Source organism: Corallincola holothuriorum (assembly GCF_003336225.1).
In the GTDB taxonomy this organism is placed as follows: domain Bacteria; phylum Pseudomonadota; class Gammaproteobacteria; order Enterobacterales; family Neiellaceae; genus Corallincola; species Corallincola holothuriorum.
This window is the reverse complement of record NZ_QPID01000010.1, coordinates 125,394-138,722: the sequence shown is the minus strand read 5'-3', so window position 1 is coordinate 138,722 and position 13,329 is coordinate 125,394. Positions and strand designations below refer to the sequence as shown.

Sequence of the window (13,329 nt, the reverse complement as noted above, 5' to 3'; positions counted from 1 at the left end):
GTTTGAATAGTTCGCCTAACCAGCTTTATGCCGCCATCGACCTTGGCTCCAACAGTTTTCATATGTTGGTTGTCAGGGTTGTCGCGGGTAGTGTGCAGGTACTGGCGAAGATCAAACGCAAAGTGCGGCTGGCCTCAGGGCTAGACACGCAAAACCAACTTAGCGAAGAAGCGATGATCCGCGGTTGGGATTGTTTGCGTTTGTTTGCTGAACGCCTGCAGGATATTCCCGCCAACAATATTCGCATTGTCGGCACCGCTACCCTCAGAGTCGCCGCGAATGTCGAGCAGTTTATTGCGACGGCAGAACAGATCCTTGACCACCCAATCCAAATCATTACCGGCGAGCAAGAAGCAGAAACCATCTACCAAGGTGTCGCGCACACCTCCAGTGGCAGTGGTAATCAGTTGGTGATTGATATTGGCGGTGCCAGCACCGAGCTGATTGTTGGGCAACAGTATGAACCCCACATTCTGCATAGTTTGAATATGGGCTGTGTACTGTTCCGTGAACGTTATTTCGCCGGCGGTCAACTGCAACAAAGCAATTTTGATGCAGCCATTAGCGCGGCAGAAGCTTTGGTCGCGCCCTTGGTCGTCGATTATTGCGCCTATGGCTGGCAGCGTTGTGTTGGCGCATCCGGCACGGTACAGGCATTACAGGAAGTGTTGCTGGCGCAAGGATATGACGAGCGGATCACGCTGCCTAAGTTGCAGCAAATGATGGCGCAAGCAGTGGCTTGTGGCCAACTTCAGGCATTGAATATCGTCGGCTTATCAGAAGAACGCAAACCGGTGTTTGTCAGTGGTTTGGCGATCTTAATTGCCCTGTTTCGTAAGTTTGGCATTGAGCAGATGACCACTTCTGGCGGCGCCCTGCGAGAAGGGATCGTCTACGAGATGTTAGGCGAGCAGCGCCAAGAAAATGTCCGCCAACGCACCCTCGCCGGCCTCAAACAACAGTTTCGAATCGATCAGCCCCACGCCACTCGGGTCAGTGAACTTGCATTGGCCTTATGTCAGCAAGTAGCGGCTCCATGGCAGCTAGAAGATATCGAACTCAATGAGCTACTTGCCAGTGCGGCACAACTCAACGAAATCGGCCTGTTGATTGGCTATCAAAATGCCCAGCAACACGCCAAATATATCATCGAAAATGCCACGCTCCCCGGTTTTAGCAACAGTCAGAAATTATTGTTGGCAAGTCTGCTCGGTCAGTATCAAGGGCCTCTCGACAGTGCTTGCTATGAGCAGCTGACCGGCATTGAGCCAACAACAGCCATGCGCCTGACTCGGCTACTGCGCTTGGCCATTATATTCTGTGGCCGCCGCCAAGACAGCTCGGTACCTGAGCTGATTTTGACAGCAGAGGGCGAGACCCTGAGCTTGCAACTTTCCCAGCCATGGCTAAATAGCCACCCGCTGGTCAGCAGTGAGTTGCAGCAAGAAGCGTGCTACACATTGAAGATTGGCGGTGAATTAAAGCTCACTGCGGCGACAGGATCCTGATTGAGCACTCTTATCTCAGCTCCTTAGCCCCCTAAAACCCGCTACACTGTTTAACAAGGCCACATAACGATTTTATAGGCCTATTCGCGCTGGCGCTCTTTATAGGGTAAGCTGCGCGCCCGCCATTAGGCACTTACCCCCGTAACAAAACGAGACCTTTATATGTCATTTGCCTCACTCGGCCTCTCTGATTCCATTCTTGCAGCGATCAAAGAGCAGGGCTACGAAACCCCCTCTCCTATTCAAGCGCAGGCCATTCCTGCGGTACTCGAAGGGCGGGACGTGATGGCAGCGGCACAAACAGGTACCGGTAAAACGGCTGGCTTTACCTTACCTATCTTGGAAATATTGTCGAAAGGGCCGCAAGCACAAGCCAACCAGGTGCGCACTCTGGTGCTGACACCAACCCGCGAACTGGCGGCGCAGGTAGGTGCAAGTGTTGAAACTTACTCAAAACATCTACCCTTAAGATCTGCGGTGGTGTTTGGTGGCGTTAAGATCAATCCACAGATGATGGCACTACGACGGGGCGTGGATGTATTGGTCGCTACACCGGGTCGACTGCTTGATCTATACAATCAAAATGCGGTGCGTTTTAAGCAACTGGAAATACTGGTACTTGATGAAGCCGATCGTATGTTGGATATGGGCTTTATTCACGACATCAAGAAGATCCTCGCCCTGCTGCCTAAACAACGCCAAAACCTGATGTTTTCGGCAACCTTTTCAAACGAGATCCGGGCGCTGGCAAAAGGGATGGTTAACAACCCTGTTGAGGTCTCCGTTGCTCCCCCTAATACTACCGCCGAGCGTATCGAGCAGTTAGTTTATCCAGTGGATAAGGGGCGGAAATCCGGGCTATTGACCCGCTTAATCCAAGATAATCAGTGGCAACAGGTGTTGGTATTCAGTAAAACCAAACACGGTGCCAACCGTATCACCAAGCAACTCAACGCCAAAGAGATCAACGCCGCAGCGATCCACGGCAATAAGAGTCAGGGGGCGCGAACCAAAGCATTAGCCGATTTTAAGAGTGGTGCTATCCGCGTTCTCGTGGCCACCGATATTGCTGCCCGCGGCTTGGATATCGATCAGTTACCCCATGTGGTCAATTACGATCTGCCCCATGTGGCTGAAGATTATGTCCATCGCATCGGTCGTACCGGCCGAGCTGGTGCCAGTGGCGAAGCGGTATCACTAGTCTGTGCCGATGATTTCAAACTGCTTGCTGCTATTGAGCGACTTATTGGCGATATTATTCCGCGTAAAGAGCTATCTGGTTTTGAACCGACTCATCCGCTACCGCCTTCACGCACGCCACAAGCAAGGCGTGCTCCGCGACCGAAAAAGCCGAAGAAACCTAAAATCGAACACGCGGATGGACAACGCTCCGGCGAACTGGCAAAAGGCCATCGCCCAGCGAATGGCTAACTTTAGCTAGCAAAGTAGCAGACAATAAAAAAGCGAGCTCAGCTCGCTTTTTTATTCGCCATTTTCAGCATCCAACACTGGGGCTATTTCTCATTAAGCCACTGCGCCACTCGCTTGGCAAAATAGGTCAAAATGCCATCAGCCCCGGCACGTTTGAAAGCCAACAAGCTTTCCATTATTACCGGTTTTTCCGCTAGCCAGCCATTCTCAATCGCCGCCATATGCATCGCATACTCGCCGCTAACCTGGTAAGCATAGGTAGGCACTTTAAAGTTGTCTTTTACCCGGCGCACCACATCCAGATACGGCATACCTGGCTTCACCATCACCATATCGGCTCCCTCCTGGAGATCCAGAGCCACCTCCTGCAACGCTTCATCACTATTGGCCGGATCCATCTGGTAACTGTACTTATTGCCACCCTTAAGATTACCGGCTGAACCGACAGCGTCACGGAACGGACCATAGTAGCTAGAAGCATATTTAGCTGAGTAGGCAAGAATGCGCGTATTAACATGACCAGCGGCTTCCAACGCGGCGCGGATAGCACCGATGCGGCCATCCATCATGTCAGACGGCGCCACCACATCAGCACCCGCATCCGCATGGGATAACGCCTGTTTCACCAATACGGCAGTGGTGACATCGTTTACCACATAGCCCTGTTCATCAATAATGCCATCCTGGCCATGGGTAGTGAACGGATCAAGCGCCACATCAGTGATCACCCCCAACTCAGGAAACGCAGCTTTTACCGCACGCACTGCCCGTTGTGCCAAACCTTCAGGGTTATAGGCCTCAGCAGCATCCAAAGATTTCACCCCGTCGGGCGTAACCGGAAAAAGCGCAATCGCGGGCACACCCAAGCGAACCAACTCTTCAGCTTCCTGCAACAACAGGTCTATAGACACCCGCTCAACACCCGGCATCGAGGTCACCGATTCCCGTTGCCCCTCACCTTCAAGCACAAACATCGGATAGATAAGATCAGCTACGGAGAGTTGCGACTCGGCCATCAAACGGCGGGAAAAATCATCAGCACGCATACGGCGGGGGCGGCGCGCAGGAAACTGACCAAAACTGTTAATCACATCAGACATGAATAATATTCCGTTAAGGTTGCACTGAAGGTAATAGTTGGAACGGCTGACGGCTTAACAACTCACCATCAGCTTTGAGATAAATAAGCCACGTACCGGGTACCAGGCTATCAGCATCTTCTAGGGTGTGAATAAAGCTACCTTGGTAAGGGAACTGCTCTGGCATTACCACGACTTTCTTTTGTAACGACTTCAATCCGTTTTCGCTTACCGGCGGCTTGACCGTGTACGTCAGGGTCACTGGACGTTCGGCAGGATCAGCATGCAGCATAAAACGAAAGCCAAAACTGGTTTGCGCTCCCAGTTCTAACTTGCGCCGCTGCCGCAACAGTTCAGCCTCATTTGACCACTCTTCACTGACGTTGTCCGGGCGTTGATATAAGCCGTAATCGCTCACCTGCAAACGGAATTGGATGGGCTCTAATTCCTGCTCTACGGCTTGCTCCTGACACCCCGTTAATAGCATAAAGCAGCACAAGCCGACGGCTATCATCACCGTTAATCTTAATCCGCTTCGCTCAACGGCGATTTGCCAATAACTATTCAACCTGCTGCTCCTCAGTAATAAAAACGCATACCCGATCACGACCTTGCTGTTTGGCCTGATAGAGTGCTTTATCTGCCTGCGCGAGTAAGGTTTCAGGGGGGAGTTGGGGATCAATATACAAACAAGCGACACCACAACTGATGGTCAAAGGTAATTCTCCCACCCCCGTCACTACACCTTGGTCACGAATAGCACTACATAACCGCTCGGCCAATTGTCTCGCCCCTTCCGGCGAGGTATTGGGTAATATCAGCGCAAACTCTTCACCACCATAGCGAGCCACCACATCCCCTGGACGTTTAACCACTTCAGCAGCTCGCGACGCGACTTCCCGAATACAGATATCACCAACGGGGTGACCATAGGTGTCATTGATCTGCTTAAAGTGGTCGATGTCCGCCATGATCAGAGCAAGCGGTGTCTGTTCACGACGGCTACGTCGCTGCTCCGCTATATAGCGTTTATCAAAGTATTTTCGGTTGCGTACGCCAGTTAGCGCATCACGGGTATTCTGCTCTTCCAGCTCTCGATTAGTGTCAGCCAGTTCACGAAGTGCCACCTCAAGTTCAAAGGTGCGTTCCTGTACTTTCTGTTCAAGATCAGCGTTGGCCTTCGCCTGCATCTGCATCGATTTGTCCTGTACCTGCCGCACCCGGTGAGCCTGTTCCATCGCCGATTTTTCGGCCAACTGGCGGCCACGATAAGATTGCCCCACCCGCATCGCCAAGGTCAGTGTCACCACGACCACCTCGGTCACAGCCCCCAATAGAAAAGGAGTAAAATTCGACACAGGTAATTCCAGCCAGCCTAAGTAGGCCAAACTACTTATGAATGCCCCCACTAATAACGCAAACCAGCCAACAGCGTAGTACTTTGCCAACGCCACACGTTGCAAGGAAAGCCAGCAACTAATACTGAGCAGGCTAAGCACAACCACCACGACCAATCCCGCGAATACAAGCACTGCAGTACGGTAGTCAAGGACAAACACCAGTAACAAATAACTCACTGTGCCTAGTTGGATCACGCGTAGCCAGCGACTGATTACGATTCGTTTACTATCGACTTGCGTCAATTGCTGTAAGAACAAACTGGCAAATAGTAAGGTCGCCCCACCTAGAAAGGGGGTAGTTAAGTGCTGTAGCCAAGGGCTGTTTGGCCACATGTAATAGCTATTGAAGCCAATTAAACCGGCCATCAACAAGGTCGCACAGCTCACATAAGCAGCATAGGTCAAGTAACTCATAACACGGGTCGATACAGCCAATAACACGTTATATAACGCCATCAACAATAACGCGCCAAATAACAGTCCCCAACCTAAGCTACGGCGATGATCCGCGGCGATAAAGCTGTCGCGATCCCACACAGAAAAAGATAACTCTGCCGCCCCCTGGGTCTGAAAGCTTACTAGCAAAGTAGACACGCCAGGATCATTAGAAATATTCAGCGGCACAAGGTATTCAGGGTGAGAAACCAAACGTCCGGTATCGCCTTCAGCGAGCGCTGCCACTTGACGCAACGGCACAGAGGGGGATTGCAGGTAGACATTAACGACATCTAACAGCGGATTATCCAACGCCAATATCCACTGTTTAGTGGCCGCGGCACGGTTGTCGACTGTCAGCCGCACCCAAAACGTCTTCGCAGAGAAACCAAAATTGACTCGGGAAGTTGGCAGCGATTGCCAGGCCGCAGGCGGCAAGGTCATAACTTGGCTCGCAGACAGTGAACTATCGTCTGCCACATACAGTTCACAACAGGGAACCGTCGCATCTGTTTGTTGTGTATCATCGCTCAACACCCACGCAGCAGAGGCATTAACACTGAAAGTCATCAGTATTAACCATAGCCACGCTAATATGAGCCGCTCAATCCGCATTAGTAGTGAAAGCCTTCTTTTAGCTTTTAAACCGCACTTTCAAGCACGAAAAACAAATCAATTACATCAGGCCAAAAAAGCGCTGACTCGCAGCCAATGTGTGCTCACTTAACTGCGCTAGCGTTTCCCCTCTTTTGGCAGCAATAGTCGCTGCAATATGGGGCAGATAACAGGGTTCATTGCGGCGGCGCTTCGGTTTGGGCTGGAGATCTCTTGGAATCAAAAACGGCGCATCAGTTTCCAACATCAAGCGCCCGGCGGGGATCAGCGGCATCATAGCTAAAAGCTCAGTACCTCGACGCTCATCACACACCCATCCTGTCACACCGATATGCAAATCTAGCTCCAAATACTGACGCAATGCTATTTCGCTACCAGTAAAACAGTGCACCACTGCCGCCGGCAACTTATCTCGCCAAGGTTTGAGTATCGCCAATAGTGTGTCACTGGCATCGCGTTCATGGAGAAATACCGGCATATTTAGCTCAGCCGCCAACGAGAGTTGCTGTTCTAGCACCTCGCATTGCACTGGTCGCGGTGAAAAATCACGATTGAAATCCAAGCCACACTCGCCGACAGCCACTACTTGCGGCTGTATCAATAACTGTGCAAGCGCTGTCAGCTGTTCAGGCTGGAACTCTTTCGCATCGTGGGGGTGAATGCCCGCGGTACTGAAACAAGTACCAGGCCACCTCTTTGCCAGAGAGAGCGCTTGCTGACTTTCAAGCAACGAGGTGCCCGTTAAAATCAGCTGATCAACATCGACCGATAGGGCACGCTCCACGACATCAGCAGCGTCATCTTTGAACTGCTTATTGGTGAGATTGACCCCGATATCAACCCAGCTCACCTTACTTCACTCGCTTCGCTCGGATCCGCTTACTACGATCTGGCTCACCAATAAAGAAGCTACTCATTGCACCTCGTACGATCACCACCAAGCCATCTTTATTTCTAAAGCTATAACGTGTGCCATCGGTCTGCTTCCAAACTTGGCCGTTCTCTAGGGTTAATACCCATTTTCCATAAGCGTCTTTCTTTTTCTTGCTGATCCGTAACGTTAACGTCTCAGGCGCATCTTCAGCGACCGCTTGCTTATGCTCGAGGCCAAATTTTTCTTCGGCGGTGGGTTCTTCTACTATCACGGGAGGGGCGTCGGGCGCACCAGCTAAACCGCCCACAGCAGGAACCGCCTCAGCAGGTTTCACGGCTGGCAATGGCTGCGCATCTGGCACTGGCGCAATGGCGGCAGGGGCGTCAGGTGCACCAGCTAAACCGCCCACAGCAGGAACCGCCTCAGCAGGTTTCACGGCTGGCAATGGCTGCGCATCTGGCGCTGGCGCAATGGCGGCAAGAGAGTCAGGCAGCGTGCGAGCAGCAAGTTGGTCGTAGCAGTTCAAGCGCTGGGCATCATCGCTGATCGCGGCGCATTGCTGCAATGAAGCGGGAGCGGCATGAACGCTTAAACAACTTAACGCCACAGATAAAAGGACCGTGGTTCGGATCATTATTCCTCCTCCTGCTCATCATCTTTACGCCGATACAATCGCGCAATCAACAAGCCAACTTCAAACAGAAGCAACATAGGTATAGCTAATAACGTCTGCGAAAAGATATCAGGCGGCGTCAGCAACATTCCAAAAACAAATGCGGCCACAATGATATAGGGCCGTTTCTTACTCAGACTCTCCGGGGTCGTAATGCCAACCCAACAGAGCACAATAATCAGAATGGGCACTTCGAAAGCCAGCCCAAACGCGAAAAACAGTTTCAGCACAAAGTCGAGGTAGCTGCCGATATCAGTGGCGATGGTCACGCCCTCTGGGGCAATCGCAGTAAGAAAGCCAAACGCCAATGGAAACACCACAAAAAAAGCAAACGCAGCACCGGCATAAAACAACAGTGAACTCATCACCACCAAAGGCAGCGCTAACTTACGCTCATGTTTATAAAGCCCTGGCGCGATAAAAGCCCACACCTGATGCAAAATAAATGGCACTGCCAGCGCTGCGGAAAGCACAATGGTGAGCTTAATTGGTACAAAGAACGGCGAGGCCACATCGGTTGCAATCATCGAGGCCCCGTCTGGCATCTCTGCAATCAACGGTGCCGCAATAAAGTGATAGATCTCCTGGGAAAAATAAACCAGCCCGAGGAATATCACCAGCACAGAGCCTAACGCTTTCAGTAAGCGGTCTCGCAACTCATACAGATGACTTAAAAATGGCTGCTGGGTGGGGTTATTCATTGCCGTTTACTATCCGAGGGGGTGGGGAGTGGCTCCACTTCATCATCAGGACCAGGATACTCTCGGTGACCGGAATCATTGGCAGAAAGCAGGTCCTCTTCAACGTCGAGTTTATTCTCAGCACTATCACCATCAACCTGAGCCTCAGGCTCTTCTGCAGCATAAGGTCGATTCACAGCATCCGCTTGCGCACGTAGCTTGTTCAACGATGCTTGCAGCTCGGGTGTTACCTTGGTGCCTAGGGCTTCTGCTTTCTTCAGGTCATTATGCAGTTGCTCGATCTCCAGCTCCTGCTCTACCTGACTACGGATCGCACTGCCATAACGCTTCACACTGCTGATGGTACGCGTAACGCTGCGCACCGCACCCGGCAGTCGCTCAGGCCCAAGTACCAGCAGCCCAACCACAGCGATAATAACAAGCTCCCAAAAGCCGATATCAAACACGGCTTAGGCCTTGTCCTTATCCTTGACTACCGGCTCTTTCACATCTGCGCTGGCGTCTTGTTTGTGTTCTATAGGCTGCTTGTCGAAATCTGCATCGGCTTTTTCGCCTTTAGCATCTTCGTCACTCATCGCTTTTTTAAAGCCCTTAACCGCTGAGCCCAAGTCTCCACCTAGACTACGGAGCTTTTTCGTACCAAACAGCAGAATGACAATAACGGCAACGATTAATAGCTGAGGCCAACTAAAACCCATTTTTACTCTCCCAAACGCCAGAAGTGGCTATGCTGACCCATTATAGGCAGATGGTTGTTCATGAAAACCTCTAACGGCTGCTAAACCGCCAAGCCGAGATCCAGCACCCAATTACGCCACTCCATCCCAGCATCGACCAAGTCATAGATGGCCAATCAAAAAACAGCGTAATCAAGGCGATGATGGCAGAAGTACCAAGCCAAAACAGGCCGCGAGAACGGCGGTCAGCTTGCTGATGGTACTGCTCAGATAGCGTTTCTAACTGAGGAAGTAGTTGCTGTGCTTGCTGCAGATTATTGAAAATCAGGTCTGGCAGTTGCGGCAGCTTCTCCCCCCAGTAAGGTAAATTTTCCAATAAGTTGCGCTTCAGCGCTTTCGCCCCCAACTGATCCTGCATCCAATCTTCGAGAAAAGGTTTGGCGGTTTGCCACAGATCCAGCTGCGGGTATAGCTGACGCCCCAGGCCTTCGATATAGAGCAGGGTCTTCTGCAACAGCACCAGCTGCGGCTGCACCTCCATATTGAAGCGGCGGGCGGTATTAAACAGATTGATCAGCACATGGCCAAACGAGATCTCAGATAAAGGCTTATTGAAAATAGGCTCACATACAGTACGGATCGCCACTTCAAATTCATCGATACTGGTATCAGCAGGCACCCAACCTGAATCCACATGTAACTCAGCCACCTTACGATAATCTCGATTAAAGAACGCTAGGAAGTTCTCCGCCAGATAGCGCTTATCTTCGCGATTCAAGGTACCAACAATGCCGCAATCAATGCCTATCCACAGTGGATCTTCCGGATGCTCTTTGGCAACAAAGATATTCCCGGGATGCATATCGGCATGAAAGAAACTGTCACGAAATACCTGAGTAAAAAACACCTCGACACCCCGTTCAGCCAAGCGCTTCATGTTGGTGCCATTAGCTTCCAGCTCAGCGATATTGCCCACTGGAATGCCATAAATACGCTCCATAACCAACAGGCGAGGGCGGCAATAATCACTGTAAATACGCGGCACATAGAGGGCGTCTGAGCCTTCAAAATTGCGCCTTAGCTGGATTGCGTTGGCTGCTTCTCGCGCCATATCCAGCTCGTCCAGGATAGTTTTGCGATACTCCCGGATCACCTCCTTCGGCCGCAACCGCTTGCCATCCGGCAGCAAGCGCGCCACCAGCTCTGCCAAGCTTTCCATCCAATGCAGATCCGCTAAAATCTGTTTGTCGATCCCCGGCCGGATCACCTTCAAGACAATCTCTTGCGACTGTCCCTGCTCGTCAGCCAACAATGTGGCGGTATGCACCTGGGCAATCGACGCCGTAGCCAACGGCGTCTCATCAAAATCACTGAAGCGCTCAGTTAAGGGGTAACCAAGCGACGCCTCTATTAAAGCTAAGGCTTGCTCGCCAGGAAAAGGGGCAACCTGATCCTGCAACAATGCCAGCTCTTCGGCATAATCATCATTAAGTAGGTCGCGACGGGTAGAAAGCATCTGCCCGAGCTTGATAAACACCGGACCAAGCGCCTCCATGGCGAGGCGTAAGCGCTTCGCTTCCGAAGCGTCGGGATGTTGATTGCGTAGCCAAAACAACCCAATACGTAAGCACTTCAGCGATAACGGCCAGCGTTGACGAGGAATGATCTGATCAACGCCGTGACGCAACAAGGTCGCGCCAATTAGATACAATCGAAACAGCTGCCTAAAGGGCTTCATGACAGAGCCGCCTGCGAACGCTCCAAACGTCTTACTCTGGCTTCGACATCATCCACATCTGCGGCAAGTAGCTGCACATCGTCGGCAAATGCAGCGAGAGCCAAGGGGTGAGCGAGCAGTGCGACTTCATCAGTAATGAAGCGCCCGAACTGCTGTTTCCCTTCCTGCGTTTGGTTAACGACAAACGCTTTGGCACGTGTCAGGGCTTGCGCCACCATGTGCGTGGCAGGATCACCTAGCCAGCGGGACAACGGCTCTTGCCAATCGATGTCCAACCCTTTGTGCATGGCAGCAAACTGTTGTGCCAGTTCCGCTTGCCCCTCCATCTGCAGCCGGTCTTGTTTGATCAGCTGCGCCAGCGTTTCACCATCCTGTAGTCTCGGCAGATCGCGGATAGCTAATTGCATACGGCAATCCCAATCATCCTGCTCACCGGAGAGCAGGTCTATCTGCTTGGCGCTGAAAACAAATAACAGAGGAAAAGGCAATTCCGACAGATCCATACGCAAACGCTTACCAGCCATAGGGAGCAAGCCATTCGCATAGTCAGGATCTAACTTAAGATATTGATTGAGCACTGTTTCCAATGCGCCTACTAACAGCGGCGAGATCGGCATCACCAAAACTCCTAGAACTTATAACCCCGGTGCAAGGCAACAATGCCACCGGTCAGGTTGTAGTAACTCACCTGTTCGAAGCCTTGCTGTTCCATCATCTGTTTCAGGGTTTCCTGATCCGGATGCATACGGATCGATTCCGCCAAATACTGATAGCTAGCGCCATCTTTCAACACCGCCTCCCCCATCTTTGGTAGCAGATGGAAACTGTAGGCATCGTAGGCCTTACTTAATAACTCTATTTGCGGCTTAGAGAACTCAAGCACCAACAAGCGACCGCCAGGTTTTAGCACACGCAGCATCGAAGCGAGTGCACGCTCTTTTTCGGTAACATTGCGCAAGCCAAAAGCGATGGTAATTAAATCAAAGTGGTTATCGGGAAAGGGCAACGCCTCGGCATTTGCCTGCACATAACTGACATTGCCCAAGATCCCCATATTACGCAGTTTGTCTCGTCCGACTTTTAACATCGAACTGTTGATGTCTGCCAACACCACTTGACCGGTGTCACCGACACAGCGAGAGAAGCGCGCGGTAAGATCACCCGTGCCACCAGCGAGATCCAGCACCCGTTGACCACGACGGATACCACTACAATCGATAGTAAAACGCTTCCATACCCGATGGATGCCGCCAGACATCAAATCGTTCATCAAATCGTATTTGGCCGCAACAGAGTGAAACACATCGGCTACTAATGATTCCTTCTCGGCCTTGGCGACCGTTTTGAAACCAAAATGGGTGGTATCGCCCGTTGATGATCCGCTCACTGCTTTCCCCTCAATAACTTATTGCTGCCCAGTGTACTGAAAAATAGCACGACTCCCCAAACGCTAATTACATGCCAAACTACGGCAATAAGGTTTATTTGTTGAATTTGCCGACTACACTTAGTTTATAAATTAGAGAATCCTATTACGCCGATGATAAAAAACACTTTCTTTGCTGCGCTGCTTTGGATGACAACTTTTCCCTTGTGGGCAATGGATAGCCACCCATCAAATTATTTTTCGGATCAAGCGCTAGCCAACATAGAGCAGACCTATGGTGTCGATGCGCGGGCCAACGTGCTCGCTTGGCAAACACTGATTGATGATGGTCTCCAGCTCAGCAGCGATGACGAAAAGCTGCTGCTCACCAATCAGTTCCTCAACCAAATGGCTTTCATCAGTGACATGGAGCATTGGCAGCAAGAGGACTATTGGGCAACGCCACTGGAGTTTATCGCCACCAGCGGCGGGGATTGTGAAGACTACTCGGTGGCGAAATTGGCAACGCTAAAGATGATGGGCGTATCGTCAGAAAAGCTACGCCTGATGTATGTGAAGAATATTGCCGATAATCAGCCCCACATGGTATTAACCTACCACCCTCGCCACGGTGACATACCATTGGTTCTAGACAACCTCGACCAGGAGATCCGCCCAGCCAGTGAGCGCACCGATCTACTCCCCATCATCAGCTTCAATGATGACGGCCAATGGCTGGCACGGGTGCAAGGGCGCGGTGGAAAAGTGAAAGAGGAGGGCGGCGCATTCTGGCAGGAGTTGATGGAACGCATTGAAAAACAGATCTAGGAGG

14 protein-coding genes are annotated in these 13,329 nt (G+C 51.4%); 3 read left to right on the top strand and 11 right to left on the bottom strand.

All coding sequences use genetic code 11. The annotated features are described in order from the left end of the window. Positions 1–2 precede the first annotated feature (2 nt). Both gppA and DU002_RS15675 read left to right on the top strand, forming a co-directional pair. Positions 3–1,508 (top strand): guanosine-5'-triphosphate,3'-diphosphate diphosphatase, encoded by a 1,506-nt coding sequence (gene gppA, locus DU002_RS15680; RefSeq protein WP_114339350.1) that lies wholly within the window; start codon positions 3–5, stop codon positions 1,506–1,508. A 162-nt stretch (positions 1,509–1,670) separates the two neighbouring features. Next, positions 1,671–2,939: a DEAD/DEAH box helicase gene (locus tag DU002_RS15675; RefSeq protein WP_114339349.1), complete on the top strand. Its 1,269-nt coding sequence runs from the start codon at positions 1,671–1,673 to the stop codon at positions 2,937–2,939. 83 nt (positions 2,940–3,022) lie between these two features. Here DU002_RS15675 and hemB read toward each other — a convergent pair whose 3' ends face one another. The 11 genes from hemB to ubiE all read right to left on the bottom strand — a co-directional run bounded on the left by hemB (position 3,023) and on the right by ubiE (position 12,518). Then, positions 3,023–4,039, bottom strand: a complete 1,017-nt coding sequence (gene hemB, locus DU002_RS15670) for a porphobilinogen synthase (protein ID WP_114339348.1) — start codon at positions 4,037–4,039, stop codon at positions 3,023–3,025. 13 nt (positions 4,040–4,052) lie between these two features. Next, positions 4,053–4,586, bottom strand: a complete 534-nt coding sequence (locus tag DU002_RS15665) for a DUF3859 domain-containing protein (protein ID WP_114339347.1) — start codon at positions 4,584–4,586, stop codon at positions 4,053–4,055. Beyond that, a complete protein-coding gene (locus DU002_RS15660) occupies positions 4,579–6,423 on the bottom strand; it encodes a sensor domain-containing diguanylate cyclase (RefSeq protein ID WP_158538084.1) in 1,845 nt (614 codons plus the stop codon). Before DU002_RS15660 ends, DU002_RS15665 begins: the two co-directional genes overlap by 8 nt. Before the next feature lie 106 nt (positions 6,424–6,529). Next, positions 6,530–7,318, bottom strand: a complete 789-nt coding sequence (locus DU002_RS15655; protein WP_114339345.1) for a TatD family hydrolase — start codon at positions 7,316–7,318, stop codon at positions 6,530–6,532. 1 nt (position 7,319) lies between these two features. Next, positions 7,320–7,976 (bottom strand): hypothetical protein, encoded by a 657-nt coding sequence (locus DU002_RS15650; RefSeq protein WP_114339344.1) that lies wholly within the window; start codon positions 7,974–7,976, stop codon positions 7,320–7,322. Continuing rightward, positions 7,976–8,716: a twin-arginine translocase subunit TatC gene (gene tatC, locus DU002_RS15645; RefSeq protein WP_114339343.1), complete on the bottom strand. Its 741-nt coding sequence runs from the start codon at positions 8,714–8,716 to the stop codon at positions 7,976–7,978. The genes DU002_RS15650 and tatC overlap by 1 nt, the downstream gene beginning before the upstream one ends. Continuing rightward, positions 8,713–9,162 carry a Sec-independent protein translocase protein TatB gene (gene tatB, locus DU002_RS15640; RefSeq protein WP_114339342.1) on the bottom strand — a complete coding sequence of 150 codons (450 nt, stop codon included), beginning with the start codon at positions 9,160–9,162 and terminating at the stop codon, positions 8,713–8,715. Before tatB ends, tatC begins: the two co-directional genes overlap by 4 nt. Before the next feature lie 3 nt (positions 9,163–9,165). Then, positions 9,166–9,414, bottom strand: coding sequence for a twin-arginine translocase TatA/TatE family subunit (gene tatA / locus DU002_RS15635; protein WP_114339341.1), 249 nt, complete (start codon positions 9,412–9,414; stop codon positions 9,166–9,168). 70 nt (positions 9,415–9,484) lie between these two features. After that, positions 9,485–11,131, bottom strand: coding sequence for a ubiquinone biosynthesis regulatory protein kinase UbiB (ubiB, locus tag DU002_RS15630; RefSeq protein WP_114339340.1), 1,647 nt, complete (start codon positions 11,129–11,131; stop codon positions 9,485–9,487). Then, the gene (locus DU002_RS15625) at positions 11,128–11,748 is read right to left on the bottom strand and encodes a ubiquinone biosynthesis accessory factor UbiJ (protein ID WP_114339339.1); all 621 of its coding nucleotides are present in this window, start codon (positions 11,746–11,748) and stop codon (positions 11,128–11,130) included. The genes ubiB and DU002_RS15625 overlap by 4 nt, the downstream gene beginning before the upstream one ends. Before the next feature lie 11 nt (positions 11,749–11,759). Then, positions 11,760–12,518, bottom strand: a complete 759-nt coding sequence (gene ubiE / locus DU002_RS15620) for a bifunctional demethylmenaquinone methyltransferase/2-methoxy-6-polyprenyl-1,4-benzoquinol methylase UbiE (protein ID WP_114339338.1) — start codon at positions 12,516–12,518, stop codon at positions 11,760–11,762. A gap of 153 nt (positions 12,519–12,671) precedes the next feature. Here ubiE and DU002_RS15615 point away from each other — a divergent pair, with 153 nt between their 5' ends. Continuing rightward, on the top strand, positions 12,672–13,325 hold the full coding sequence (locus DU002_RS15615; protein WP_114339337.1) for a transglutaminase-like cysteine peptidase: 654 nt from the start codon (positions 12,672–12,674) through the stop codon (positions 13,323–13,325). Positions 13,326–13,329: the final 4 nt, after the last annotated feature.

Bases quoted from the DNA above. Each gene is read 5' to 3' on its own strand.
- hemB (WP_114339348.1), bottom strand. From the start codon at position 4,039: ATGTCTGATGTGATTAACAGTTTTGGTCAGTTTCCTGCGCGCCGCCCC.
- DU002_RS15660 (WP_158538084.1), bottom strand. From the start codon at position 6,423: ATGACTTTCAGTGTTAATGCCTCTGCTGCGTGGGTGTTGAGCGATGAT.
- DU002_RS15675 (WP_114339349.1), top strand. From the start codon at position 1,671: ATGTCATTTGCCTCACTCGGCCTCTCTGATTCCATTCTTGCAGCGATC.
- DU002_RS15615 (WP_114339337.1), top strand. From the start codon at position 12,672: ATGATAAAAAACACTTTCTTTGCTGCGCTGCTTTGGATGACAACTTTT.
- ubiB (WP_114339340.1), bottom strand. From the start codon at position 11,131: ATGAAGCCCTTTAGGCAGCTGTTTCGATTGTATCTAATTGGCGCGACC.
- tatC (WP_114339343.1), bottom strand. From the start codon at position 8,716: ATGAATAACCCCACCCAGCAGCCATTTTTAAGTCATCTGTATGAGTTG.
- DU002_RS15650 (WP_114339344.1), bottom strand. From the start codon at position 7,976: ATGATCCGAACCACGGTCCTTTTATCTGTGGCGTTAAGTTGTTTAAGC.
- DU002_RS15625 (WP_114339339.1), bottom strand. From the start codon at position 11,748: ATGCCGATCTCGCCGCTGTTAGTAGGCGCATTGGAAACAGTGCTCAAT.
- tatA (WP_114339341.1), bottom strand. From the start codon at position 9,414: ATGGGTTTTAGTTGGCCTCAGCTATTAATCGTTGCCGTTATTGTCATT.